The sequence below is a fragment of the Streptomyces sp. NBC_00582 genome, assembly GCF_036345155.1.
Lineage (GTDB): Bacteria > Actinomycetota > Actinomycetes > Streptomycetales > Streptomycetaceae > Streptomyces.
In genome coordinates, this window is record NZ_CP107772.1 from 10,013,721 (window position 1) to 10,039,219 (window position 25,499).

At 68.8% G+C, this 25,499-nt stretch carries 19 protein-coding genes and 2 pseudogenes; 7 read left to right on the forward strand and 14 right to left on the reverse strand.

All coding sequences use genetic code 11. The features are described 5' to 3' along the window. The first annotated feature begins 136 nt into the window (after window positions 1–136). Complete coding sequence (locus OG852_RS45420; RefSeq protein WP_330350987.1) at window positions 137–1,357, forward strand: PucR family transcriptional regulator; 1,221 nt, start codon at window positions 137–139, stop codon at window positions 1,355–1,357. Here OG852_RS45420 and OG852_RS45425 read toward each other — a convergent pair. Together OG852_RS45425 and OG852_RS45430 are read right to left on the reverse strand one after the other, a co-directional pair. After that, on the reverse strand, window positions 1,347–3,218 hold the full coding sequence (locus OG852_RS45425; protein ID WP_330351617.1) for an alkyl/aryl-sulfatase: 1,872 nt from the start codon (window positions 3,216–3,218) through the stop codon (window positions 1,347–1,349). The two genes, OG852_RS45420 and OG852_RS45425, sit on opposite strands and share 11 nt — an antisense overlap. 443 nt (window positions 3,219–3,661) lie before the next feature. Beyond that, complete coding sequence (locus OG852_RS45430) at window positions 3,662–4,327, reverse strand: TetR family transcriptional regulator (RefSeq protein WP_133917749.1); 666 nt, start codon at window positions 4,325–4,327, stop codon at window positions 3,662–3,664. A 91-nt stretch (window positions 4,328–4,418) separates the two neighbouring features. On the opposite strand from OG852_RS45430, the gene OG852_RS45435 reads away from it, so the two are divergent. Together OG852_RS45435 and OG852_RS45440 are read left to right on the forward strand one after the other, a co-directional pair. Then, window positions 4,419–4,646: a hypothetical protein gene (locus tag OG852_RS45435; RefSeq protein WP_330350988.1), complete on the forward strand. Its 228-nt coding sequence runs from the start codon at window positions 4,419–4,421 to the stop codon at window positions 4,644–4,646. Between the two features lie 46 nt (window positions 4,647–4,692). Further along, a complete protein-coding gene (locus tag OG852_RS45440; protein WP_330350989.1) occupies window positions 4,693–6,936 on the forward strand; it encodes an MMPL family transporter in 2,244 nt (747 codons plus the stop codon). Here OG852_RS45440 and OG852_RS45445 read toward each other — a convergent pair. Continuing rightward, window positions 6,862–7,374, reverse strand: coding sequence for a helix-turn-helix domain-containing protein (locus tag OG852_RS45445; RefSeq protein ID WP_330350990.1), 513 nt, complete (start codon window positions 7,372–7,374; stop codon window positions 6,862–6,864). The two genes, OG852_RS45440 and OG852_RS45445, sit on opposite strands and share 75 nt — an antisense overlap. Before the next feature lie 201 nt (window positions 7,375–7,575). Between OG852_RS45445 and OG852_RS45450 the strand changes: the two genes are divergently transcribed. Beyond that, the gene (locus OG852_RS45450; protein WP_330350991.1) at window positions 7,576–11,379 is read left to right on the forward strand and encodes a family 78 glycoside hydrolase catalytic domain; all 3,804 of its coding nucleotides are present in this window, start codon (window positions 7,576–7,578) and stop codon (window positions 11,377–11,379) included. A 232-nt stretch (window positions 11,380–11,611) separates the two neighbouring features. Then, window positions 11,612–11,701: pseudogene (locus OG852_RS45455) on the forward strand (IS5/IS1182 family transposase); the annotation flags it as partial. A gap of 46 nt (window positions 11,702–11,747) precedes the next feature. Here the strand turns inward: OG852_RS45455 and OG852_RS45460 are convergent. After that, entirely contained in the window at window positions 11,748–12,323 is a 576-nt protein-coding gene (locus OG852_RS45460; protein WP_330350992.1) for a HEAT repeat domain-containing protein, read from the reverse strand. A gap of 232 nt (window positions 12,324–12,555) precedes the next feature. On the opposite strand from OG852_RS45460, the pseudogene OG852_RS45470 reads away from it, so the two are divergent. Continuing rightward, a pseudogene (locus OG852_RS45470) lies at window positions 12,556–12,878 on the forward strand (hypothetical protein); the annotation flags it as partial. A 35-nt stretch (window positions 12,879–12,913) separates the two neighbouring features. Here the strand turns inward: OG852_RS45470 and rhaS are convergent. Continuing rightward, complete coding sequence (rhaS, locus tag OG852_RS45475; RefSeq protein WP_330350993.1) at window positions 12,914–14,002, reverse strand: rhamnose ABC transporter substrate-binding protein; 1,089 nt, start codon at window positions 14,000–14,002, stop codon at window positions 12,914–12,916. Between the two features lie 1,035 nt (window positions 14,003–15,037). Here rhaS and OG852_RS45480 point away from each other — a divergent pair. Then, window positions 15,038–17,092 (forward strand): alpha-L-fucosidase, encoded by a 2,055-nt coding sequence (locus OG852_RS45480; protein ID WP_330350994.1) that lies wholly within the window; start codon window positions 15,038–15,040, stop codon window positions 17,090–17,092. A gap of 33 nt (window positions 17,093–17,125) precedes the next feature. Here the strand turns inward: OG852_RS45480 and OG852_RS45485 are convergent, their stop codons facing one another. Genes OG852_RS45485 through OG852_RS45525 form a run of 9 tightly spaced genes read right to left on the reverse strand, consistent with a single transcriptional unit; the run spans window position 17,126 to window position 25,196 of the window. Continuing rightward, window positions 17,126–17,761, reverse strand: coding sequence for a LutC/YkgG family protein (locus tag OG852_RS45485; RefSeq protein WP_330350995.1), 636 nt, complete (start codon window positions 17,759–17,761; stop codon window positions 17,126–17,128). Then, a complete protein-coding gene (locus tag OG852_RS45490; RefSeq protein WP_330350996.1) occupies window positions 17,758–19,257 on the reverse strand; it encodes a LutB/LldF family L-lactate oxidation iron-sulfur protein in 1,500 nt (499 codons plus the stop codon). Before OG852_RS45490 ends, OG852_RS45485 begins: the two co-directional genes overlap by 4 nt. Continuing rightward, a complete protein-coding gene (locus OG852_RS45495; protein ID WP_133917741.1) occupies window positions 19,254–19,994 on the reverse strand; it encodes a (Fe-S)-binding protein in 741 nt (246 codons plus the stop codon). The genes OG852_RS45490 and OG852_RS45495 overlap by 4 nt, the downstream gene beginning before the upstream one ends. Then, window positions 19,985–20,893 (reverse strand): amidohydrolase family protein, encoded by a 909-nt coding sequence (locus OG852_RS45500; RefSeq protein WP_330350997.1) that lies wholly within the window; start codon window positions 20,891–20,893, stop codon window positions 19,985–19,987. Before OG852_RS45500 ends, OG852_RS45495 begins: the two co-directional genes overlap by 10 nt. Next, entirely contained in the window at window positions 20,890–21,237 is a 348-nt protein-coding gene (locus OG852_RS45505; RefSeq protein WP_330350998.1) for an L-rhamnose mutarotase, read from the reverse strand. The genes OG852_RS45500 and OG852_RS45505 overlap by 4 nt, the downstream gene beginning before the upstream one ends. Further along, the gene (locus OG852_RS45510; protein WP_133917739.1) at window positions 21,234–22,244 is read right to left on the reverse strand and encodes an aldo/keto reductase; all 1,011 of its coding nucleotides are present in this window, start codon (window positions 22,242–22,244) and stop codon (window positions 21,234–21,236) included. The genes OG852_RS45505 and OG852_RS45510 overlap by 4 nt, the downstream gene beginning before the upstream one ends. Then, window positions 22,241–22,999: an SDR family NAD(P)-dependent oxidoreductase gene (locus OG852_RS45515; protein WP_133917738.1), complete on the reverse strand. Its 759-nt coding sequence runs from the start codon at window positions 22,997–22,999 to the stop codon at window positions 22,241–22,243. The genes OG852_RS45510 and OG852_RS45515 overlap by 4 nt, the downstream gene beginning before the upstream one ends. Next, complete coding sequence (locus OG852_RS45520; RefSeq protein ID WP_133917737.1) at window positions 22,996–24,333, reverse strand: L-fuconate dehydratase; 1,338 nt, start codon at window positions 24,331–24,333, stop codon at window positions 22,996–22,998. The genes OG852_RS45515 and OG852_RS45520 overlap by 4 nt, the downstream gene beginning before the upstream one ends. 11 nt (window positions 24,334–24,344) lie before the next feature. Next, the gene (locus tag OG852_RS45525; RefSeq protein WP_330350999.1) at window positions 24,345–25,196 is read right to left on the reverse strand and encodes a fumarylacetoacetate hydrolase family protein; all 852 of its coding nucleotides are present in this window, start codon (window positions 25,194–25,196) and stop codon (window positions 24,345–24,347) included. Window positions 25,197–25,499 lie beyond the last annotated feature (303 nt).

The window sequence follows — 25,499 nt, forward strand, 5'->3', positions numbered from 1 at the left end:
ATGGGGCTCCTTCGCGCAGTCGTGTCACCGGCGTGGCGCCGATCCTGCAGGCTGCGGGGTCAGGAGGACACCCATCGGCATCACAGTCGTACACGCCCGCTACTGTGACGGGTCACAATCAGTGGTGAGGTGAGCCATGGCGCAGGAGGAACACTCGCAACCGGCTTCCGTCGACCGTCCGCCGGGGCTTTCCCCCGCGGCGGCGGCGCTCGCGGCCCGGTGCGAGCCGCAGGTCAACGAGCTCGCCCGGCGCATGGCCCGGGGCGTGTTCGAGCAGCTGCGCGGCTACAACGAGTTGCCGGGTGACGTCAAGGACGTGGAGATCGCCGCCACGGCTCGGCACGCCATACGGCTCTTCCTGCGCGGCGCCGCCGACGGATCCGGGTGGGACTCGATGGAGTACTTCCAGGAACGCGCCGCCCAGCGCGCCGAGGAGGGCATGCCGCTCCACCTGCTGCTGCGCACCTACACCCTGGGCTCAAGGGAACTGTGGCGGGCCCTGCGTGAGGTGGCCGGTCCCGGCGAGCAGCAGGCGCTGGCCGAACTGACCGAAGCGCTGTTCACGGTCGCCGACCGAGTGGTGGGCGCCGTGGCGGAGAGCTACCTCGACGAGCGGGTTGCCCTCGCCGCCGAACGCCACGAGCAGCGCCGCTCGCGCGCCCGGGCCCTGCTGGACGGCCGGGCGGTCGTCGACGGGCCCACGCCGGACGGGCCCGTGCTGGTGCTGTGCCTGCGTTTCGGCACTTCGGCGGCCGCCGGCGGGCTCTCCCCGGTCACCGTCCGGCGGCTGCTGCGGCGCGTTCAGGCGGTCCTGGACCGAGCCTTCGGTACGGAGGTGCTCGCCGTGCTCGACGGTGACGGCGGGCATGTCGTGGTTCCGGGAGTGGTCGAACCACCTGGCCGGCTCCGGGAGTTGCTGCGTGAGACGGTGGGACCGGAGCTGCGGCTGGCAGCCGCAGCGACGACGGCCGGCGACATCCCGCGCGCCGCGCGACTGACCTCCGAGGTGGTCCGGGTCGCGGCCGCCTGTGGTGTGCGGCCCGGGGTGCACCGGCTCGAGGACGTGCTGCTGGAGTACCACCTGTCCCGCCCGAGCGAGGGCAGTGCCCGCATCGTCGCCATGCTCGACCCCCTCGCCGACCGCCCCGAGCTCGTCGAGACCCTGCGCACCCACCTGGAACAGCGTCAGGACAGACGGGCCACCGCCCAGCTGCTCAACCTGCACCCCAACTCCGTGGACAACCGGATCGCCCGGATCCAGGACCTGACCGGGCTGGACCTCGCCGACCCCCGGGATGTGGCCCTGGCGCTGGCGGCCCTGCTGCTGCGTGACGCCGACACCGGTGTCACGGCGTGACGATGGCGAAGTCCGGTTCCGGTGATTCCAGCAGAGAGCCGAACGTGATCAGGGCGTTGGCGTCGCCGTCGAGCACCACGGCCCCGCCGAAGATCTCGTCGGCGAAGGTCGTCGCCCCGCCGAGAACCGTGTCGAGGGTGGTGCGGGCCAGCCGCAGCACCACGGCGGGCCGCTCGTCCCGCGGGGCGTCCCCGCGCATGGGGGTGAGCGCCCCGTTGGACAGCAGCAGCGTCCACACCTCGCCGGTGTCGGTGAACTCCCAGCGCAGCAGCAGGCGTCCGGCCTCGGCCGCGCGCGGGCCGTCGATGCGCACGGCCATGGACTGAAAGATCTGCTCGGCCGTCAGGGCGGCCAGGACATCCGGCGCGGTGGGCGTCGGCGTCCCCAGGATGCCGTCGCGCAGCTCGGCGGCGCCCATCAGGTAGAAGTTGCGCCACGGCCCGGACTCGGAGCCGTGCCCGAGCCGCTCGAAGGTGTCGGCCTGCAAGGCGCGAGCCCGGGAATGCCCGGGTTCGGCGAACAGGACGTGGCTGAGCACTTCCGCGACCCACCGCAGGTCCCCGGCCTCGTACGACGCGCGCGCCTTGGCGACCACGGCGTCGGCCCCGCCCATGAACTCGACGTACCTGACGGCGGCTTCGGTGGGCGGATGCTGCCACAAATGGGCCGGGTTGCCGTCGAACCAACCCATGTAGCGCTGGTAGACGGCCTTGGCGTTGTGGCTGAGCGTGCCGTAGTAGCCGCGCGCGTGCCACGCACGGGCGAGCGCGGGCGGGAAGGACAGCTCCTCGGCGATCTCGGCCCCGGTGTACCCGGAGTTGATCAGCCGGACGGACTGGTCGTGCAGATAGGCGTACGCGTCGCGCTGCTCCTCCAGGAAGCGGATCGCGCGCTCCTGCCCCCAGGTGGGCCAGTGGTGGGAGGCGAAGACGACGTCGGTGTCGTCGGCGAACAGCCGTACCGTCTCGGTGAGATACCGTGCCCAGGCGCTGGGGTCCCGCACCAGCGCGCCACGCAGGGTGAGCACGTTGTGCAGCGTGTGGCAGGCGTTCTCCGCGACGCACAGCACCCGTAGATCGGGGAAGTGGAAGTTCATCTCCGCCGGAGCCTCCGTGCCCGGCGTGAGCTGGAAGACCATCCGTATCCCGTCGACGGTCTCCTCCTGCCCGGTGCGGCTGATGTCGACCGTCGGCGCGATCAGGCCGATGCTGCCGGTCGACGTCGTCTGCCCGAGCCCGCAGCCGATCTGCCCGGCCGGCCCCTTCGGCAGCGCGGCCCCGTACATGTAACCGGACCTGCGGGCCATCGCCGTCCCGGTGAAGACGTTCTCGCTGGCGGCGTGCTCCAGGAATCCGGCCGGGGCGATGACCGGTACCCGCCCGGCCGCGACCTCGGCCGGGTCGACGACGCCGCGGACACCGCCGAAGTGGTCGACGTGCGAGTGGGTGTAGAGCACACCCGTCACGGGCCGCGCGCCGCGGTGCTCCCGGTACAGGGCGAGGGCGGCAGCGGCCACCTCGGCGCTGATCAGCGGGTCGACGACGAGGACACCGCGCTCGCCCTCCACGAAGGTCACGTTCGACAGGTCCAGGCCGCGCACCTGGTAGATCCCCGGCACGACCTCGTACAGCCCCTGCCGCGCCACGAGCCCGCTCTGCCGCCACAGCGAGGGGTGCGCGGTCGGCGGACACTCCCCGTCCAGGAAGCCGTACGCGTCCGCGTCCCACACGACCCGGCCGTCCGCGGCCCGCACCACGCCGGGCTTCAGCCGGGCGATGAACCCCCGGTCCGCATCGGCGAAGTCCCGATTGTCGTCCCACGCCAGACCGCTGTCCCTGGGCTCGTGCTCGCTGCTGGTCATGATCGTCTCGCTGCTGGTCATGGTCGTCGATCCTCACACTCCCGGGCCGAAGGCGCCCGGGGACGCATCACAGAAGCCCCGCTGACATGTCACAACCGGCGGTGGTGCGGCCGAGGCCGCCGGCGCCGAGCGGCCCGGCGCCCGGTTGGGCTTCACCGGCGCCGGACGGATGCCTGCGGCTGACCACATGTCGATGCCCCGCGCGGGACGAACGGAGCTGCGCGTCAGCATGGCGGGTGCGTGCGACGCGGCCAAGGACGTGTCAGCGTGCGTGCTGTCCCGCCCTCGCCTGCCGGGCCGCGGCCGGGCCGAGGTCGCCGGCCCTGCGGATGTCCGCCGTACCCGAGCTGGTGGGCAGGCCCAAGGAAGCAGCGATCACCTGCTGCGCTGCGCTGGGCGGACGTCCGGGGCTGAACCCACACGCGGCCCGGGCCTCCGTCCCCTCAAGTCGCCGCCCGAAGTACATCGAACGCTTCCTCCACCTGCGCCGCGAAATCGTCGACGAGACGGTGGCCGGGATCCGTGGCGACCCGGGCCGCACGGGCGATCATGGCGCTGCGGACGGCGGCTACCGACGCGCGGGCCAGTACCGAGGCCCGGAGGGCTCGTCGGGCGGGCGGCACATCGGGCGTCTGATGCGTGAACCGAGTATCGAGGGCCTCAGCGATGCCGTCCTCGAAGTCGGTCAGTACATGGGTGAGCGGCGCTTGCGTCGACAGCGCGCGAGGCGGCGCGTCGACGAACAGGATGGCCAGCCCGGCGTCGCGGCCCCCGGCGACCGTGACCAGGCTGTTCAGGACGGCGGTGAGCGGAGGCTCCGCAGCGGGGCGTCGGAGGATTTCCTGTTGCAACAGCGGCACCAGATCCAGGACCTCCGCGAAGATCAGGTCTTCCTTGGAGGGGAAATAGCGGAAGAAGGTGCGCTCGGTGACACCAGCCGCCGCAGCGATGTCCTTGACCGTCGTTTCCTGGTAGCCGCGTTCATCGAACATACGGGCCGCGGCGTCCTGCAGGGCCCGCCGCGTGGCCGCCTTCTTGCGGGCCCGTCGCCCTTCCTCCCGCGCTGTCTCCTCGAGCGCGTCGCCCCTGCCAACGGCCTTCTTGTTCACGCCCACATCCTGCCACGTTCCGCGTCCACCTCAGCAAGAACTGTCAGTCATGACAGTTTATGTATAGTGTCAGCCATGACAGTTTCTCCGTGTGGAGGTCGCCGGCCCGCTCGTCACGGTGCGGTCGACTGACGTCGCTGTCCCTCTACGCCCGCAGCTCACCGACCATGTCCGGCACACGCTCGAACCGACCGATCCGCCCCGGAAGTTGAAGCCAGGGCGGCTCTCCGCCGCCGACCACGGTCTGCGTCTGCCGCTTCGCGGCGGTCTCACCGCGCTCGATGTCCGACCGGCCACCGTCGTCGCGATCTCCGCCTGACCCTGTGGGCTGCCCGCACCCACCCAACTCTCCAGGAGCCCATCCCATGGCCACGTTGCTCTACCGGCTCGGCCGCAGTGCCTATCGGCACCGACGTGCTGTCCTCGCCGCCTGGCTGGCCGTGCCGGCCGCCGTGATCGCCTGTCTGGTCGCCTTCGGCGGCCGGACGGACGACGAGTTCACCATCCCGGGCTCGGAGTCCCAGCACGCCATGGACACCCTGAAGGAATCGCTGCCCTCCGCGGCAGGAACGAGCGCGCAGATCGTGTTCGTCGCGCCGAAGGGGCACGAGATAACCGAGCCGCGGTACACGTCCGTGATCAGCGCCACCATGGCCCAGGCCGACAAGGCCCCCCAGGTCGTCGGCGTCACCGACCCCATCGAGACGAAGACGATCTCGTCGGACCGCACCACGGCACTCGGACAGGTGCGGTACGAAGTCAGCCGCGCCGGCCTGCGCGCCGGCAGCCTCGACGCCGTCGAGGACGCCACTCAGGACGCGAAACATGCCGGACTCACCGTGGAAGTGGGCGGCAACGCGTACAGCACCGAAACCGAGGCCTCGCACGCGCGGGAGCTGCTGGGCCTGGCGGTGGCTCTGGTCGTACTGACCATCACCTTCGGCTCGCTCCTCACAGCCGGCATGCCGCTGCTGACGGCCGTACTCGGCGTGGGCGTCACGCTGCTCGGACTGCACGCGCTGACCGACACGTTCGCCATTTCCAGCACCGCGCTGTCGCTCGCCACCATGCTGGGTCTCGCGGTCGGCATCGACTACGCCCTGTTCATCCTCTCCCGTCACCGCTCCCAGCTGGCGCAAGGCATGTCCCCGAGGGAGTCGGCGGCCACGGCGACCGGGACAGCCGGCAGTGCGGTCGTCTTCGCGGGCCTGACCGTGGTCATCGCGCTCGTCGGACTCGCCGTCGTGGGGATCCCGTTCCTGACTGTGATGGGTCTGGCCGGAGCGGGCGCCGTCCTTGTCGCGGTCGCCGTGGCGCTCACCCTGCTCCCGGCCCTGCTGGGCTTCGCGGGAGAACGGCTGCGCCCCAAGCCGCGTTCGCGGGCGGCCCGTCGTGAGCAGGCCTCGAACGGGGCTGGAGGACTCCCCTTCGGCGAGCGGTGGGGCCGTATCGTGACCCGCCGTCCGCTGGTCACCCTGGCCGCCACCCTCATCGTCCTGCTCACGCTCGCTCTGCCCGTGCGGGACCTGCACCTCGCCATGCCCGTCAATGCGACCGCTCCGACGGACAGCACTCAGCGCAAGGCGTACGACATCGTCGCCGACGCCTTCGGCCCCGGCTTCAACGGACCGCTACTGATCGTCGCCAGCCCCTCCGATGCCGCCGGCCTGCAACAAACCACGGCGACCCTTGTCGAGGACCTGCAGAAGACGCAGGGCGTGGCGGCAGTCGGTCAGCCCATGGTCACACGGACCGGGGACGCCGTCATCCAGCTGGTGCCGACGACCGGCCCGACGGACGAGAAGACGACAGACCTCGTCCAGCACATCCGGGACGAGGCTGCACAGTGGCAGAAGGAGATAGGCACCGACGTCAGGGTGACCGGCAGGACCGCGGTCTCCATCGACGTATCCAGCCGACTCGCCGGCTCACTGCCTCTGTTCGCGCTGGTCGTTGTCGGCCTGTCGCTCCTGCTGCTGATGCTCGTCTTCCGCTCACTGGTCGTCCCGCTCAAGGCGAGCCTCGGCTTCCTGCTCTCCGTGACCGCCGCACTCGGCGCGGTCGTCGCCGTCTTCCAATGGGGCTGGCTCGCGGACGCGTGGGGAGTGTCCGCGACCGGACCGGTGGCCAGCATCCTGCCCACACTGGTGATGGCCGTCCTGTTCGGGCTCGCCATGGACTACGAGGTGTTCCTGGTCAGCCGGATGCGTGAGGCGTACGTCCACGGGGCTGATCCCCGAGAAGCGATCCTGACCGGTAGCCGACTGGCCTCGCGCGTCGTCACCGCGGCCGCGCTCATCATGTTCGCCGTGTTCGCCGGCTTCGTGCCGGGAGCCGGCTCCATGCTCAAGTCCATCGCTTTCGCCCTGGCCGTCGGTGTACTCGTGGATGCCTTCATCGTCCGGATGGCCCTCGTACCGGCCGTGCTGGCCCTCGTCGGCAAGGCGGCTTGGTGGCTGCCGAAGTGGCTCGACCGGTTGTTGCCCAACCTCGACATCGAGGGCGAACGACTGGCCAAGCCGTCCCCGGCCACGTCAACCGACGACTCGACCCTGCCCGAGGACGGCGCGGCGGTTGCAGCGGCCGGCACGTCCGAAGCCCGTCCCTGACAGCCTGTGAAGTGACCGTGGCGCCGAGGAACTCGCAGGCGTCAGGGCGAGTTCCAGGTCGAGGCGGTCCTGGTCCAGTGGCTTGCCGCGGAGCCGGGCCGCCTTGTCCACGCGGTACTCGACCGTGTTCTTTTGGAGGTGGAGACGCTCCGCTGTGGCCGTGTGACTGCCGCGCTCGGCCAGGAGCAGCAGGAGCGTTGCGCGCAGCCGTTCCGCCGCCGCGGTGTCCGCGGCCAGGACGGGTCGCTGCGCAGGCCCGTTAAGGCCGCCCAGCCGGGAGCCGGCAGCCCGGCGCCTTCTGCCGTCCCTCTCCCATGCGACGACGTCCTCGCCCAAGGGCTGCCAGACTCTCCCGACGAGCGTGCAAACCGTCTCCACCCAAGGATTGAAACATTTCAAATCCCTGCCGCATTGAGATCGATACCAGGTCGACTGCACGGACTCGAAACGCCCCCGCGTAGATATGTCGAGGCCGATACCCGCCTAGCATGCACATGCCGTAGTGCTGTCGATGTGTTTCATTCGCATGTCGGAAGCGTTGACAGCCCGCCAGCGGAACCGCAGGATGTCAGCCACTTCACTCTCGCCTTCTGGTCAGGGAGATGCCTCCCGCGGATTGAAACGTATCAAGGAGCCTTCGTGTCATCTCCCGTCCTCTTCTTCCGCACGGCCGGAAGACACAGAAGATCCCACCAAGTCAGACCTCCACGGGCCCTCTTCCTGGCTCTGCTCACCACATGGTTCGTGGTCGTCGGCGGCGTGACCGCGCAGCTGCCCCTGGCGAACGCCGCCCAGGCGGCGCCCACGGCGCTGACCGTGAACGGCCTGGCCGCGCCCGTCGACGTGGCCCCCGGCTCCACTCCGCTGCTCGGCTGGCACGTGGGCGGCGACCAGCAGACGGCGTACCAGGTCCAGGTCGCCACGACCTCCTCGGCCCTGACCGGGACCCCTGATGTGTGGGACTCGGGTCAAGTCACCTCCACCGCCGACGGTAACGTCTCCTACGGCGGCCCGGCCCTGACGGCCTCCTCCCGCTACTACTGGCGTATCCGTACCTGGGACTCCGCGAACGCGGCCTCCCCCTGGTCCGCGACCGCCTCCTTCGGCACCGGGCCGGGCACCACCTGGTCCGGTGCAACCCCGGTCTGGAGCGGCGCCCCCACGGCGTGGACCGACTACACCTTCCAGGGCAGCTTCGTCGTCAACGCCAAGTACGCCAGTGTCACCTTCCGCGCGCAGGACACCAGCAATTACTACCTGTGGCAGTTCAAGGGCAACGGTGAGAACACCATCGCGCCGCAGGTCCAGAAGAACGGCACCTTCACCGCCCTGAAGACGGCGGTGGCCCTTCCCTTCGCCCTCACCACCGGCTCCACCTACGACTTCAAGATCGTCGCTTCCGGCTCGACCTTCACCACCTCCCTGAAGGCGCACTCCGACACCAGCTGGACCCAGGTCGACACCACGACCGACGCCACCTTCAACTCCGGCGGCATCGGCTTCCGCACCGGGCTGTTCGAGCAGGCCACCTTCGACGACATCTCGGTGACGGACACCGCCGGCCAGTCCCTGTACAGCAACGACTTCAGCGACTCCGACAACGCCGACTTCACCTGCGGCACCATCACGAGCGGCGCGCTGTTCGTGGACAAGGCGAAGAACTGCGGCACAGGCTTCCCGACCGCCTGGACGAACTACACCTTCCAGGGCAGCTTCGTCATCAACGCCAAGTACGCCGGTGTCACCTTCCGCGCGCAGAACACGAGCAATTACTACCTGTGGCAGTTCAAGGGCAACGGTGAGAACACCATCGCCCCCCAGGTCCAGAAGAACGGCACCTTCACCGCCCTGAAGACGGCGGTGGCCCTTCCCTTCGCCCTCACCACCGGCTCCACCTACGACTTCAAGATCGTCGCTTCCGGCTCGACCTTCACCACCTCCCTGAAGGCGCACTCCGACACCACCTGGACCCAGGTCGACACGACTACCGACGCCACGTTCTCGGCCGGCGGCATCGGCTTCCGCACCGGCAGCACCGAGCAGGCCACCTTCGACGACATCAACGTCGCCGACCCCAACAACCGTTCTCTGTACAGCAACGACTTCAGCGACGCCACCAACGCCGACTTCACCTGCGGCACCATCACCAATGGCGCCCTGTCGCTCGGCACGAGCAAGAACTGCGGCACCGGACTGCTGACGGTCCCGAGCTGGACCTTCCTGCGCGGCACCACCACGCTGGCCTCCGGCAAGAGCATCGCCTGGGCCCACCTGTACGCCACGGGCGCCTCGACCACCCCGGCACGGCAGTTCGTCTACAAGCTGTGGGTCAACGGCAGCTTTGTCGGCGTGGGCCCGACCCGCCCGGTCGGCTCCGAGGCCCGCTACGACGGTTACGACGTCACCTCCCTGCTCAACGCAGGCGCCGCCAACACTGTCGGCGCTCTCGCCTACACCACCAGCGACCAGCGCTTCCTTGCCAAACTCGTGGTTCGGTACACCGACGGCACCACCAAGACCTTCGGCACGGGCTCCAGCTGGAAGGCCCTGGACGGTACCCGTATCCTGCCGAACGTCGGCTCCATCGGCACCAGTTACTACACGGCGCCCAAGGAGAACTTCGACGCCCGCCGCTACCCGTTCGGCTTCGCCACGCCCGGCTTCGACGCCTCCGCATGGCCCTCGGCGGTCACCAAGAGCGCCTTCAGCGACCTCCAGCCGGCGCCCACCGCGAAGGTCCGGCAGACGTTCAAGACGCCCGTCTCGGTCACTGAGTACTCCTCCGGCAACTACTTCATCGACTACGGCCGCACCTGGATCGGCGGCCTGTCCCTGAACCTGAGCGGCACCGCCGGGCAGGTGGTCGACATCCGCTACGGCGAAATCCCCTCCGCCACCAACACGGTCAAGTACCAGACCTCAGCCGGCAACACCTACCAGGACAAGTGGGTCCTGAAATCCGGCAGCCAGCAGCTGGAGACCTGGGGCCTGCGTGTCTTCCGGTACGTCCAGGTCATCGGCGCCCCCACCGGGCTGACAGCCTCCGACTTCAAGGCCGAGGCGTACCTCTACCCGTTCGACGAGTCGGCGGGTGCCTTCGACTCGTCCGACAGCACGCTCAACCAGGTCTGGGCGCTGTCCCGCAACACCGTCGAGGCGACCAATCTCAACCTGTACGTCGACTCGTGGGAGCGCGAGCGCGACATCTACGAGGCCGACACCTACCTCCAGCTGATGGGCAACCTCTACACGGGCGGTGACACGGCACTGGGCGACTACTCGCTGAACTTCCTCAAGTCGAACCGCACCTGGCCCACCGAGTGGCCGATGTACGTGATCCTCGCCATGCACGACAGCTACGAGACGACCGGCAGCACCGCGCCGCTGGCCGCCGCGTACACCGCGCTGCAGGACAAGCTGCCGGACGAGTGGTACGAGTCCGCGACCGGCCTGATCCACAAGACCACCGGCAGCACGGGCGCCAGCAGCTGCACCGACTGCGACATCGTCGACTGGCCCACTTCCGAGCGCGACGGCTACGTCTTCACTTCCTACAACACCGTCATCAACGCCATCGCCTACCGCTCCTACACGGACATGGCCGACATCGCCACCGCGTTGGGCAAGAACTCGGACGCCGCCACGTACACCGCCAAGGCACATGCCATCAAGGACGCCGTCAACTCAAGGATGTGGGACTCCGCCAAGGGCGCCTACCGCGACGGGCTGAACAACGACGGTACGGTGATCAACCACTACGCCGTCCAGGCCAGCGCCTTCGCGACCGCCTTGGGTATCGCCGACTCCGCCCGGGCCGCGCAGGTCGCCTCGTACCTGGGCAGCCGCGGCATGGCGTGCAGCGTGTACTGCGCCCCGTTCGTCATCCAGGCCCTGTACGAGGGCAACCGGCCCGACATCGCCCACACCCTGCTGACATCGACCGGCACGCGCAGCTGGATGAACATGATCAACGACGGTGCGGGTGCCACCATGGAGGCCTGGGACCTGTCGCTCAAGTCCAACACCACCTACTCCCACCCGTGGGCGTCCTCTCCCGCCTTCACCCTCCCCCAAAGCATGTTCGGCATCCAGCCCAGCACCCCGGGCTACCGGACCTTCCAGGTCAAGCCGCAGCCGGACTCGGTCACGTGGGCGAATGTCACGGTTCCCTCAGCGCAGGGCACCATCGGCGCGGCCTACGACACCATCAGTGGCGGACGCGTCGACATCAGCGTGAACGTGCCGGCCAACACGACCGCCTCGGTGTACCTGCCCGGCGGCTCGGCAGGCGCGACCAGTGTCTACATGGACGGCAACAGTGTCGCCGCCACCTACGACAACGGCTTCATGCGCGTCGACAACGTCCAGCCGGGCTGCCACATCATCACCTCCTCCTCCAGCAGCACCCCATACGACGACACCAAACTCACCGGTATCTGCTAGGCGACGAAATCCCCGCAACGAGGCACCCCGCATTTTGCGGGGTGCCTCGCTCACTCCACGCTGATCCATCAGGGCAAGGCACTTCAAAGTGAGCGTCGATCGGCGGACTTCGCAGGCAATCTGGAAGGCGTTCGCCGCCGCCTTGCAGAGCACGGTCCAGCGGCAGCGGCCTTAGCTCGCCGCATCAGCGCCTTGTGGACGCACTTCAGTACCGCGGGCTCGTTCGCGAAGCGATGCTGACACCCGCCTGGTGGTGGCCGCCGCCCGCCCCGCACCGGGCAACAGGGCAGACGCCCACGTGTGGAGTGACTCCGTCCTGCCGCAATGGTGCCAGGGGCCCCCGTGCTCGTCGACGGGTTGTCCCGTTATCAAGGGGCAGGCGGGGCAGTCCGTTCGTAGATGGTCCCGCCAGGTGTGAACCACCCCGCCTTCTTCCGCACGGCAGGGCTCGGGTCCTTGGCATGGGCCGCTGACAAGGCGGCAATGGCGCGTGCATCAGAGTGGGTGAACTTGCCGACGAGCTCGGCAGCCATTGCCCGGACGTGCGCGTCAGGGTCCGAAGCCAAGTGGCGCAACGCGGGTTCGAGTAGCTGGCCTGGGCCCGGTGCACAGCTGTCTCCCTTGCACCGGTCACACGCCAGGGCGTGGAATGCGGCGATCCTGACCCGGGCGTCGGGGTCGTCGGCCATGGCGATGAGTTCTTCCATGGACTCGATGTCGACAAGGTGGTCGAGGAGGCGACAGCAGCCCTCGCGGACAGCCGGATTCTCGTCGCGGAGGCCGGCGCGGATCGCGCTCAATGCGTTCTGCCCACGTCGTAGCAGCTCGCGGTAGGCCGCAACCGTGCGCTGAGGGTCGCCCAAGCACGAGACGAGGGCTTCGTTGTCGGTCCTGACGAATCCAAGCATGACTTGAGTTTCGAGCGGCTCGACGAGATCCAGCAATGGGATTTCGCCCTATGGCAAGGCAGGCGGATCGCACCCTCGGGGCTGCCAGGGGGCGATCTCGCAGTGGCATGATCTTGGTGTGGCTGGTGTGATCACGGCGTCGGAGTAGTCCTGGACAGCCCCGTTCACCGGGCTGAGCCCTAGGGCCCTTCTGACGGATCTCCGCGGCGTCGCGACGCCCGGCACGCCCGCTCGCCGCACGGCGCGAAGGGCCAGGTGGCTCCGCCACATGACCCTCCACGCCGCACGCCGAGCGGGCGTGCCGAACGCCGCTCCTTCACCCACGGAGATCCGTCAGAAGGGCCCTAGGCTGTTCGGCAAGCTGATCACCGCGCTGCGGCGCGAGGGTGCGGACCCGGTCCGCAGGGGCCGGCCGTGGAGCCTGCCGCTGGAAGACCGGGTCCTGCTGGTGTCGCGTACTGGCGGACCAACTACTGGGGCACTGGCCTGGTCGTCCCGCACCGTCGCGAGAGGGGCCAGGCCGAGCTCCCGGCCTGGAAGGAGGAACACAACGCTTCCCACCGCAAGGTCCGCGCCCGTGTCGTGCAGGTCATCGGGCATGGCATAGATCTTTTACGGGACGACCCTTAAAAATTGTATTTGTCGATGTTTTTGATGGTGAAGACGGTTGGATCTCCCAGGTTGGTAACGCCATTGGTTCCAAGCACGAATAGCTGTCCGTCCATGGCTCTGAAACCTTGTCCGTCCCGTCCTGTGATCTGCCCCGAGGCAAGGGACTCCGCGGTCCACGCTGCGAGTTTCCCGAGTTCGGTGGGATCCCAGAGTTCAAAACTCTCGACGGTGCCGTCCTTGACGTACTCCCGCATGGTGTTGGGCGTTCCCAGGCCAGTCAGCTTCACCTTACCCTTGAAGGGCGATTGCGACAGGTACTGAGCGGCGGCATTGATGCCGACGGAGGTCGGAGCAATGATCGCCTTGAGGTTCGGGTACTTCTTGAGGAGACTCCCGGTGAGTCGATAAGACTTATCAGCGTTGTCGTCGCCGTAGGCGACGGTGATCAGTTTGATATCTGCATAGCTCGGGTCGTGCTTGAGGTCTTCCTTCATGTACTTGATCCAGTTGTTCTGGTTCGTCGCACTCTTTGCGGCGCTGAGAATCGCTATGTCTCCCTTGTAGTCGATCTGCTGCGCCAGCGAATGGATCAGCGGAAAGGTCAACTGATCTGGATCGGCAGGGGAGACGAAGGCGTTACGACACTCGGGGCGCGTGTCGGAGTCGTACGTGACCACTCGGATACCCTTGTCCATCGCGTGCTTGAGCGCGCCGCAAAGAGCGTCGGGGTCCTGTGCGGAGACAACTATGGCGTCAACTCCCTCGTCGGTGAGTTGATTGATGTATTTTACCTGCCCCGCTGTGTCGGTGCTGTCGGAAGTGCCAACCTGCTTGAATGTCGAGCCGAGCTTCTCGACAACTTCCCTACCGCCTTCGCTCGCAGCCGCAAAATACAGACTCTTCCCCAACTGCTTCGGGACGAAGGCAATCGTCAACCCCTTCTTTATGGGGTCCAAGGGATAACCCCTTTCTGCGGTAGTGGGGTTTGTCGGCACAGCACTCTCGGGATCCTTATTCTCACTACCGCACGCGGCCGTGAGAATCGTGAGCGGGATAATGACGACGAGCGCCGATACGGTACGGCGTGCCATGAAATTGTTCAAAACTCTTCTCTTTCCTCGGGTTGGGTGAGTGGTGCTGGACGAGCAGCCTTCCCGGCACTCCTGACGGCTGAGGGCATCAGAAACGAGCCGTCCCGGGCAGGACGCCTGAAAGGGTTTGGATCGAGGGGTGATTCCTCAAGAGCAAGAGCCGATGCCTCGGCTCGCCCTCACGCGACTCGCAGCGAGGCAGAAGGGCGGCTCGTGTGCTCTCTGGGTCCTATGCCATGGCCTCTGCCGGGCGAGATGGAGGGCTTCGGGCGTGCTAGCCCAGGTCGCCGATGCAATGGGACACGCCCGACCGTCGAGCGGGGGCGAAGGGGAAGCGCTTGCGGTCTGACGGAGCGTCAGCACTGTCCGGTCCTGCTGGTCGTAGGCTGCCAGCCTCGACGGACTGAATGCTTTCAACTTGCATAGATCGGGACCTTAGGGCTTCCTCTCATGACCGTCAACTACCTGTACTGTCTGAATTTTCCACCAAATCCGGTCAGGAAACTGTCTGGTGAATCGATTCAATGCACGTGATCCCTCTGCGGCCTGCCATGCCCGCGCTCCTCGCCGCCACCAGCTCCCGTGCCTGCGTGGTCGCGCACGCGTTTGGCACGGCCTGTGCCAGGCGTCAGGCGCCAGCGCCTGCGGGCATGCCGGTGACGACCGCCCGGCGAACTGGACCCTGATCTTGGCGTCGGTGGTGCAGTTGCGGGACCAGTGGCACCCCAAGCCGCAGTCCGGCCAGGCGGGACGGGGGGACTCCGCTGTAGCTGAGTAGGCGTAACGGTCTGAAGAGTCGCCCCGAAGAGATCCGATGTATGTGGTTTCCCGAGGTGGAGGGTGTGATCCTTCAGGCTCGGCATGCCTCCAAGGGTGGCTGTGCACAAGGCTGTTCTGGTTGAATCTCGTCTCGCTATAGACGCGGCCACCTTCATGCTCCTATAAATCCATCCGATGTCTTCTTCAGGGCAACGCCGAGGACGGCCGCCATGTCGGCGCGCCGTTCCTGACGCCTGTCATCCCTCACGTGACACATGGAGCCGCACCATGTCCTCTGCCCCCCTCAGCAGACGCTCACTGATGAAGGCCGCCGCCCTGGCCGGAGGAGTGGCGGCCTTCGGGCTGCCACAGGCCCTGTGGCCCTCCACCGCCGAGGCGTACACCGTCCCCTCGAAGATGGACTGGTGGTACCAGGCCAGGTTCGGGATGTTCATCCACTTCGGGTCGTACTCGTACCTCGGCCGGGGTGAGTGGGCGTTCGACAGCCAGCAGTGGAGCAAGGCGGACTACCAGACCCAGGTCACCCGCAACTTCAACCCCACCCAGTTCAACGCCGCCACCATTGCCGAACTGGCCAAGAACGCCGGCATGAAGTACCTCGTGATCACCGCAAAGCACCACGAGGGCTTCGCGATGTGGGACTCCAACGTCCCCGGCTTCACCGACACCACGGCCACCAAGCAGTACAACCTGCACGACTACAACGGCGTCCGTGACGACCTGCTCATGGACCTCAAGACGGAGTGCGAGACCAGAGGCATCAAGTTCTGCCTGTACTACTCGATCCTCGATTGGAACCACCCCTCCCAGACGGACCGTCACGAGAGCGGTCTCACCACGATGTCCTCGCAGGCCGCCCGCACCGCCTACATCGCCGACATGAAGGCACAGCTCCAGGAACTGCTGGACCGCTACGACCCGGCACTGCTCTGGTTCGACGGCGACTGGTTCGGCGAACCTTCCAGCCCCACCCTGGAAGACTGGTGGCTGACATCGGACGGCGTCGACCTCTACAACTGGCTGATCGCCCGCAAGCCCGACCTCATCGTCAACGAACGGGTCAGGCGGGACCACGGCCTCGGCGACTACGCGGTCGCGGAGTTCGGGATACCCGGCACGCCGATGGGCCGGCCGTGGGAGCGGTGCGCCACCATGAACGGCGCCTGGGGTTACGACGCGTCGAAGGAGAACTCCTACAGGTCAGTCACGGACATCGTTCGAGAGCTCGTGACGGTCGTCTCCCGGGACGGCAACCACCTGCTGAACATCGGTCCCAAGGGCGACGGCTCGGTCACCGCGGGAACCCAGACCGTCCTGAACGGCCTGGCCTCATGGATGTCGACGTACAGCGACAGCATTCACGGCACCAGCGGCAGCCCGTTCGCCGCCGAACCCGCCTGGGGGAAGGTCACCAAGAAGAACGGGAAGCTCTTCGCGCACGTCTTCACCTGGCCCACGAACGGGCAGCTGCGGATCCCGGCGATCGACAACACGATCAACCGCGTCTATCTGCTGAACAACCCCTCGGTCTCGCTCCCGTACACGGTCACCGACCAGATCAACGTCACCGTTCCCGCCACCGCGCCGAACGCCAACGACTCCGTGGTGTGCGTCGAGGTGCAGGGCATGCCCGTGCGGGTCTCGGCGACGGTATTCCAGAACGTCGACTACGAAGGTGCCCGGGCCGTTCTGCCGCTGGGCGGCTACACCTCCTCCCAGCTGTCGGCCGCCGGCCTGGGACCTGCCATGGCCTCGTCGCTCCTGGTGCCCGACGGCTACCAGGTGACGGGCTACTCCGGCGACAACTTCACCGGCACCGCCTGGACGTTCACCTCGAACACCCCCGACCTCCGGGTGACCGGCAACAACGACGCCATCGCCTCCCTGAAGGTGACGTTCAGGCCCGACAAATACTTCAGCCTGGCCAATGTCACGAACCACCTGGTGCTGGACAGCGGCGGCAATGTCGCGAGCGGCTCGAACCTGAAGCAGTGGGAGTCGGTAGACAGCGCCAATCTCCAGTGGCGGGCCATCGAACTCGGGAACGGCTACTACAGGCTCGTCAACCGCACCAACGGCATGGTGGCCGACGGCTGGGGCGCCACCGGCAACGGCGACCCGGCCCGGCAGAAGGCCTGGGACGGCGGCAACACCCAGCAATGGCAGATCGTCCACCGCGGCCAAGGCCAGTACTCCATCGCCAACCGCAGCACGGGACTGGTCCTCGACGGCGGCGGAATGGTCGCCTCGGGGGCCGTGACCAAGCAGTGGACGTGGCAGCAGAGCACCAACCTGCTGTGGACGATCAGGCCAGTCGGCTGACGGGGGCGGTGGCCGCACACCGCCGACGGGCCGCTACGCGTCCTCGATCACGACGATGTCCAGGACGCGCGGCCCGTGCACGCCTTCCACCCGGTCCAGTTCGATGTCGCTGGTGGCCGAGGGGCCGGAGATGAGCGTCAGCGGCCGGTACGGGTCCAGCCGTTGCAGCGCCTCGGGTACGTCGGGGGCTACCTGGCTCGCCCGGACCACGCAGATGTGCTGGTCCGGCAGCAGGGTCAGGGCCCGGCGGCCCTGGCCGGAGCCGTGGTCGAGGGTCACGGTTCCGGTGACGGCGATGGCGGCGGCGACAGTGGTGATCACGGCGTCCGCCGCGTCGAGCTGGTCCACCGTCAGCAGCGGGACGTCCTCCAGCCGCGACCAGGGTCCCTCGGGGACGAGGTCCTCGGGGAGTTCCGGCGGCAGGACCACGGACCGCGCTCCGGTGCGTGCCAGCGCGCGTCCGACGGCGGCCGCGGCGTCGGCCGACGGCACACGGACCACCGTGGCCCGGTACTCGGCGGCGCGATCGGTGAACAGTCCGACGGTGTCCGGCCCCGCGTGATCGGCGCGTGCTCCGCGCGGGACCGGTACGTCGTCGGGGCTCTCGGAGCCCGGGACGTCTCCCAGAGCCGCCCTCACCGCGCTGAGGACTGTCGTGCGGCCGCTCATCGTGCTTCGTTCCCTTCTGCCGTCGTAGGGCCTTCGTCTCGTCCGGTCGTTCTCGTACGGCGCCACCAGGCACGCATCGATTCCCGGGCCGGCGCCGGCGCGTCCCGGGTGGCGGACCAGCGGGCGAGGGGACCCGGCAGGAAGCCGATCCGGCCCTCGCGGGCCACCAGGCGGGCGCCGAGGGCTGCGAGCCGCTGGGCGGCTGCCAGGCGTTTCGGGGAGGACAGCACCGCCGTCGCGGCCTTCATGGCCAGCGCCTCGGTGGTGGGCAGCAGCCGGCTTTGGCGCTTCGCCTCCACCGCCTCGGCGCGCAGATGGGCCAGCACCTCGGGAATGTTGATCTTCACGGGGCACGCGTCGTAGCAGGCCCCGCACAGAGTCGAGGCGAAGGGCAGCGAGGCGGCGTTCTCGACGCCGACGAGCTGCGGGGTCAGGACGGCGCCGATCGGCCCGGGATAGACGGAGCCGTAGGCGTGGCCGCCGGTGCGCTCGTACACCGGGCAGACGTTCAGGCAGGCCGAGCAGCGGATGCAGTTCAGCGCCTGGCGACCCACCTCGTCCGCCAGGGTGGCGGTGCGGCCGTTGTCGAGGAGCACCAGGTGGAAGTCCTGGGGACCGTCGCCCTCGGTGACGCCGGTCCACAGGGAGGTGTACGGGTTCATGCGCTCGCCAGTGGACGAGCGGGGGAGGAGCTGGAGGAAGACGTCCAGGTCGGCGAAGGACGGGAGCACCTTCTCGATGCCCATGACGGTGATCAGTGTCTCCGGCAGCGTCAGGCACATCCGTCCGTTGCCCTCCGACTCCACGACCACCACCGTGCCGGTGTCGGCGGCTGCGAAGTTGGCCCCGGAGACGGCCACCTTGGCGCGCAGGAACTTCTCCCGCAGATGGAGCCGGGCCGCTTCGGCGAGGTCGCGCGGGTCGTCGGTGAGGGTGTCGGGGGCGGGCTTGCCCCACTCTCCCATCTCCCGCCGGAAGATCTCCCGGATCTCGGAGCGGCCCCGGTGGATGGCCGGCACGAGGATGTGGGAGGGGCGGTCACCGCCCAACTGCACGATGAGTTCGGCGAGATCGGTCTCATATGCGCGGATGCCGGCGTCGGCGAGCGCCTCGTTGAGGCCGATCTCCTGCGTGGCCATCGACTTGACCTTGACGACCTCCCGTTCGCCGGTCGCCTCCACCAGGCCGGTGACGATGCGGTTGGCCTCGGCGGCGTCCGCCGCCCAGTGCACGGTTCCGCCCGCGGCGGTCACCGCCTTCTCCAGCCGCAGGAGATGGTGGTCGAGGTGACGCAGGGTGTGGCGCTTGATCGCCGCGGCCGTCTCCCGCAGCTCCTCCCAGTCCTCCAGTTCGGCGGCGACCGCGAGGCGCTTGTCGCGGATGGTGCCGGTGGCCCGGCGCAGGTTCGCCCGCAGCCGGGTGTCGGCGAGCGCGTCGCGCGCGGCCTCGGGAAAGGCCGGTGTGCCCAGCCATACGACGTTGTCGGCGCCGCTCACCGTGTGTCCCCTTCCGTGGAGGCCAGGATCTCGGCCAGGTGCAGTGTCCCGACGCCGGTGCGGAGCCGGGACAGGCCGCCGCCGATGTGCGTGAGACAGGAGTTGTCGCCGGCGGTCAGGAACTCGGCGCCGGTGTCCAGGACATGGCGCATCTTGTCGGCCAGCATGGCGTTGGAGACGTCGGCGTTCTTCAGCGCGAAGGTGCCGCCGAAGCCGCAGCAGGAGTCGGCGGCGGGCAGTTCGACGAGGTCGATGCCCTTCACCGCGCGCAGCAGCCTGAGCGGCCGGTCTCCGACGCGCAGCATGCGCAGTGAGTGGCAGGTGGGGTGGTAGGTGACGCGGTGCGGGAAGTACGCGCCGACGTCGGTGACGCCCAGTACGTCGACGAGGAGTTCCGACAGTTCGTACACCGTGGGCGCCACCTGCTCGACCGCCTCGGTGAGAACGGGGTCCCCGTACTGGGCGGCGACCACCCGGTGGTTGTCGCGCACCATGCCCGCGCAGGATCCGGAGGGGGCGACGACGGCGTCGTAGCCCGCGAAGACCTCGGTGAATCGGCGCACCATGGGCAGGGCTTCGGGACGGTAGCCGGTGTTGAAGTGCATCTGGCCGCAGCAGGTCTGCCCCTGCGGGAACTCCACGGTGTGGCCGAGGCGTTCCAGGAGCGCGGTCACTGCTTGGCCGGTGCGGGGGAACATGGTGTCGTTGAAGCAGGTGATGAAGAGAGCTATGCGCATGGTGCTTCCTGGAGTGGGCCCGGCAATCCGGTGAAGGTCAGGCCGTAGGTACGTTCGGCGGTGCCGGCGAAGACCTCGTGGCGTTCCGAGGGGGTGAGCCAGGCGGTCAGCTTCTGTGCTGTGTCGACCACGTGGCCGTAGGAGGCGGCGAGCCGGCAGACCGGCCAGTCGGAGCCGAACATCACGCGTTCGGGACCGAAGGCGTCCAGGACCGTGTCGGTGTACGGCTTGAGGTCCTCGACCGTCCAGGTGCCCCAGTCCGCCTCGGTGACCAGGCCGGAGAGTTTGCAGACGGTGTTGGGGAGGGCGGCGAACCATCGGACCTCCTCAGCCCATGGGGCGGAGTCACCGGACACGATGGGCGGCTTGCCCGCGTGGTCCAGGACGCACGTGAGTTGCGGCAGGCGCGCGGCGGCCTCGGCCGCGGCCCTGAGCTGATGAGGCTTCACCACCAGGTCGTAGACGAGTCCCGCTTCGGCGACCGCCGTCAGCCCGCGCAGCACGTCAGGGCGCACAAGCCAGCGAGGGTCCGGTTCTCCCTGTACCTGATGGCGGATGCCGACCAGATACTCGCCTCCGAGGCCCGCGCGCAACCACGCGAGGCTGTCGGCGACATCCGGTGCCGTCAGGTCGGTCCACCCGACGACACCGGCGACCAGATCGTTGTCCGCCGCCAGCTCCAGAAATTCAGGGGTCTCCTCCGGCACGGTGATCGTCTGCACCAGGACGGTGGCGGAGACTCCGGCGGCGCGGGCTTCCGGCGCCAGGTCGGCGAGGGTGAAGTCACGGCGCAGCGGAGCGAGTTCGGGGCCGGTGATCCAGTCCTGGTCGCGGACCGAGAGCTGCCACACATGGTGGTGGGCGTCGACGATGCCCGGCCTGGGATGCGGCACGGTCACCGTTGCCACACCACCGGCAGTGAGGCGTTCGAGCCCTCGGCGGAGCAGTCGTGGACAACGTCCGGGAGTTCGGCCGTCCGCGCCTGCCTGGCGATGTCGAGCGGCGGCTTCACCGGCTCGGGGATCATCGCCGGGTAGTCCTCGACGTCCAGGACGGGGGACAGGTCGCTGCCTCCCCCACGCCCGACTTCGCTGGCGCGGGGGGACCCCCACCGCCAGATGGTCCACTCGCTCTCGCGCGCGAGGCCGATGGCGGCCGTCGGCTCCTCGGGCACCTGGGGGTGGGCCGCCTCGTACTCCTCGACGCGGTCGGCGCGGACCCTGGTGTGCGGGGCGATCCTCAAGAAGGCTCCTTCGACGGCGTCGATACGGGGACGGGGGTGTCCACGGCGAGCAGTCCCTCGGCGCGCAGCTCGTCCCACAGCGCGTCCGGGACCGGGCGGCGCAGCTGCTCGACGGTGTCCCGTAGCTCTTCGGGGGAGCGGGCGCCGGTCAGGACGCTCGCGACCGCGGAGTGGCCGAAGGGGAAGCGTAGGGCGGCGGCGCGCAGCGGAACGCCGTGGCGTTCGGTCACCTCCAGCAGGCGCAGCGCGCGGTCGAGCACCGGCTGGGGTGCCGGGGCGTAGTCGTACGTGGCACCCGGTCGCGGGGCGGTGAGCAGCCCCGAGTTGAAGACGCCGCCGATGACCACGCTCCGGCCGCGGGCGGCGGCCTCCGGCAGCAGTTCGACGAGGCCGTCCTGGTCCAGGAGGGTGTAGCGGCCGGCCAGCAGCACGACGTCGATGTCGGTCTCGCGCAGGAAGCGGGCGGGTAGCGCCGACTGGTTCATCCCGATGCCGATGGCCCCGACCACGCCTTCGGTGCGCAGGCGTTCCAGCGCCGGGTAGGCCTCGCGCAGGGCCTGTTCGGCGTGGTCGTCCGGGTCGTGCAGCAGGGCCACGTCGATCCGGTCGAGGCCGAGGCGGTCCAGGCTCGCCTCCAGCGAGCGCAGCACGCCGTCGGCGCTGAAGTCCCAGACGCGACGGTGGGTCGCGGAGACGGCGAAGCCGTTCGCGAGGTCGTCGCCGCAGCCGCCCTCCGGGTCGGGTACGAGCAGCCGGCCCACCTTGGTGGAGACGGTGTAGGTGTCCCGGGGGCGGTCGCGCAGTGCCGCGCCGAGCCGCCGTTCCGACAGGCCGAGCCCGTAGTGGGGCGCGGTGTCGAAGGCGCGGATTCCGGCGTCCCAGGCCGCCGCCACGGTGGCTAGGGCGGCCTCGTTGGTGACCGGCTGGTAGAGGTTGCCGAGGCCGGCACACCCGAGCGCGAGCTGTGTGACCCCGACCGCGCTGCCGCCCAGCGTGGTGGTCCTCACGGCCGGGCCGCCGGGCGCAGCCGTAGCCCCTGCATGCCGCCGTCCACCGCGAGGGCGGTGCCGGTGACGGACGCCGCGGCGGGACCGGCGAGGTAGACGATGGCGGCTGCCACCTCGTCGGCGGTGACCAGACGGCCCATGGGCTGGCGGGCGTTGAGTGAGGCACGCTCTGCTTGCGGGTCGTCGGCGGCGTCCAGCAGCCGCGTCACCCACGGGGTGTCGGCGGTGCCGGGGTTGACGCAGTTGACGCGGATGCCCTCGCGGACGTGGTCGGCGGCCATGGCGAGGGTGAGGGACAGCACGGCGCCCTTGCTGGCGGAGTACAGGGCGCGCTGGGGGAGGCCGGCGGTGGCAGCGATGGAGCAGGTGTTGACAACGGACGCGTGCGCGGATCGGCGCAGATGGGGCAGGGCGGCCCGGGTGGTGCGGACCATGCCGAGGACGTTGACGTCCAGGACGCGGTGCCACTGCTCGTCGGGGTTGTCCTCGACGGTACCGATGGCGCCGATGCCGGCGTTGTTGACGACGATGTCGATGCCGCCCAGCGCGGTGGCCGCGGCCTCCACGGCGGCGCGTACCGAGGCGTCGTCGCTCACGTCGGCCTTGAGACCGAGCAACGGCCGTGGCACACCCGTGGGTTCGAGGTCGAGGACGACCACCGCCGCGCCCTGCGCGGCCAGCGCCCGGGCCGTGGCGAGCCCGATCCCGGCAGCGCCTCCGGTGACGAGGGCCTTGAGACCTGACAGATCGGTCATGTCGCGTCCTCCTGTCCGGCGCGGTCGGCGACCCAGAACGTTCCGTCGGGGTAGCGGTATCGGGCGAGGGATTCCTCGCGCATGGTGGCGGAGAAGCCGGGGGCGAGCGGAGCGGCGTAGTGGCCGTCACGCATCACCACGGGCGCGGTGAAGTGCTGGTGGAGATGGTCGACGTACTCGATGACGCGGTTGTCGGTGGTGCCGGACACCGCCAGGTAGTCGAACATCGACAGGTGCTGCACCAGCTCGCACAGCCCCACCCCGCCGGCGTGCGGGCACACCGGCACCCCGAACTTGGCGGCGAGCAGCAGGATGGCGAGGTTCTCGTTGACTCCGCCGACCCGGGCCGCGTCGATCTGGAGGATGTCGAGGGCGCCGGCCTGCAGGAGTTGCTTGAAGACGATGCGGTTCTGCACGTGTTCGCCGGTGGCGACCTTCACCGGTGCCACCGCGCGGCGTACTGCCGCGTGGCCGAGGATGTCGTCGGGGCTGGTGGGCTCCTCGATCCAGTACGGGTCGAACTCGGCGAGGCTGTTGGTCCACTCGATCGCCTCGTCGACGTTCCATCGCTGGTTGGCGTCGATGGCGATGCGGATGCCGTCGCCGACGGCGGCCCGGGCGGTGCGCAGCCGCCGGATGTCTTCGTCGAGGTCGGCGCCGACCTTGAGCTTGATCTGGGTGAAGCCGTCGGCGACGGCCTGCTTGGCGAGCCGGGTGAGCTTGTCGTCGGAGTAGCCGAGCCAGCCCGGGGAGGTGGTGTAGCCGGGGTAGCCGCGCTCCAGCAGGATGGCCTCGCGCTCCGCCTGTCCCGCCCGGCCCTCGCGCAGCAGCTGCAGGGCCTCCGCGGGGGTGAGGGCGTCGGCGATGTAGCGGAAATCGACCTGGGAGACCAGCCACTCGGGTTCGGCGTGGGCGAGCAGCTGCCACAGTGGCTTGCCCTCCCGCTTGGCGGCGAGGTCCCATACGGCGTTGATCACGGCCCCGATGGCCATGTGCATCACGCCCTTCTCGGGGCCGAGCCAGCGCAGCTGGCTGTCCCCGATCAGATCGCGGCTGAGCGAGCCCGGGTCGGCACACAGCTTCGCCACATCACGCCCCACCACATGCGGCCGCAGTGCGTTGATCGCGGCCGCCTGGACGTCGTTGCCGCGTCCGATGGTGAAGGTGAAGCCGTGGCCTTCGAGCCCGTCGCCTGCGTCGGTGCGCAGCACGACGTAGGCAGCGGAGTAGTCGGGGTCCGGGTTCATCGCGTCCGAGCCGTCCAGTTCCCGTGAGGTCGGGAAGCGGACGTCGTAGGTGTCGACCGCGGTGATCCGGGCTGAGTTGGCAGTCAAGGGGGTGCCTTTCACGCTTGGCCGAAGGTCTGACGCTGGCTGCCGAGTCCGTCCACGGACAGCTCGACGGTGTCACCGGAACGCAGATAGGGGGTGCCGGGAAGACCGAGGGCCACGCCTGCGGGTGTACCGGTGTTGATCACGTCGCCGGGTTCCAGAACCATGTACTGGCTCAGATACGCCACGATGTCCTCGACCGGGAAGATCATGTCGCTGGTGTGGCCGTCCTGGCGCTTGACGCCGTTGACGCTCAGGTGCAGTGCGAGGTCCTGCGGGTCGCCGACCTCGTCGGCGGTGACCAACCAGGGGCCGAGGGGGTTGAAGGTCTCGCAGGACTTGCCCAGGTCCCACTGCGGCGAGTACTCCAGCTGGAACTCGCGCTCGGAGACGTCGTGGCTGACCGCGTAGCCGGCGATCACGGCCCGCGCTGCGGCGGGTCCGTCGAGGTAGCGCGCCCGTCGGCCGATGACCACCGCCAGTTCGACCTCCCAGTCCGTCTTCACCGAACCGCGGGGAATCAGCACCTCGTCGTACGGGCCCACGACGGTGCCCGGGTCCTTCATGAACACCACCGGACGTGGCGGGATCGGCGCACCGGTCTCGGCGGCGTGGTCGCGATAGTTCAGACCGACGCAGACGATTTTGCCGGGACGGGCGACAGGCGCGCCGACCCGCAGTCCGTCCGTGTCCAGTTCGGGCAGCCCGCCTGCCTCGACCGCCGTACGGGCCCGGTCGACGCCGTCCCCGGCGAGGAAGGCGCTGTCGATGTCGGAGGCCACGGAGGACAGATCCAGCAGTCGGCCGTCGTCGGTGCGGACAGCGGGCCGCTCCTCGCCGGGTGCGCCGACTCGTAGCAGTTTCACTGGTCAACTCCTTGTCATAGGTGTTGCGTGAGGGGGACCGGCCGTAGCGGCCGCGCCACCCTCGGCGCCATGAGCGCCTCTCATAGTCATCGGAGGAATGGCGGCAGGGTGACTGTAGACGCAGATGGACCCGCTGACAAAGGAAACCTCGGATGTATTTCGCCATCACTGGCGGCCGCACCCCGGCCGCCTGGTTGATATGGGCTATTTTGCCCAGTATTGGGGATGGGGTTCGGCTCCTTGACCCCGATGAATCCGGGGAGTCCTCACACGCTCGTCTTCCCTGCTGAGAGTGCGGAGCGT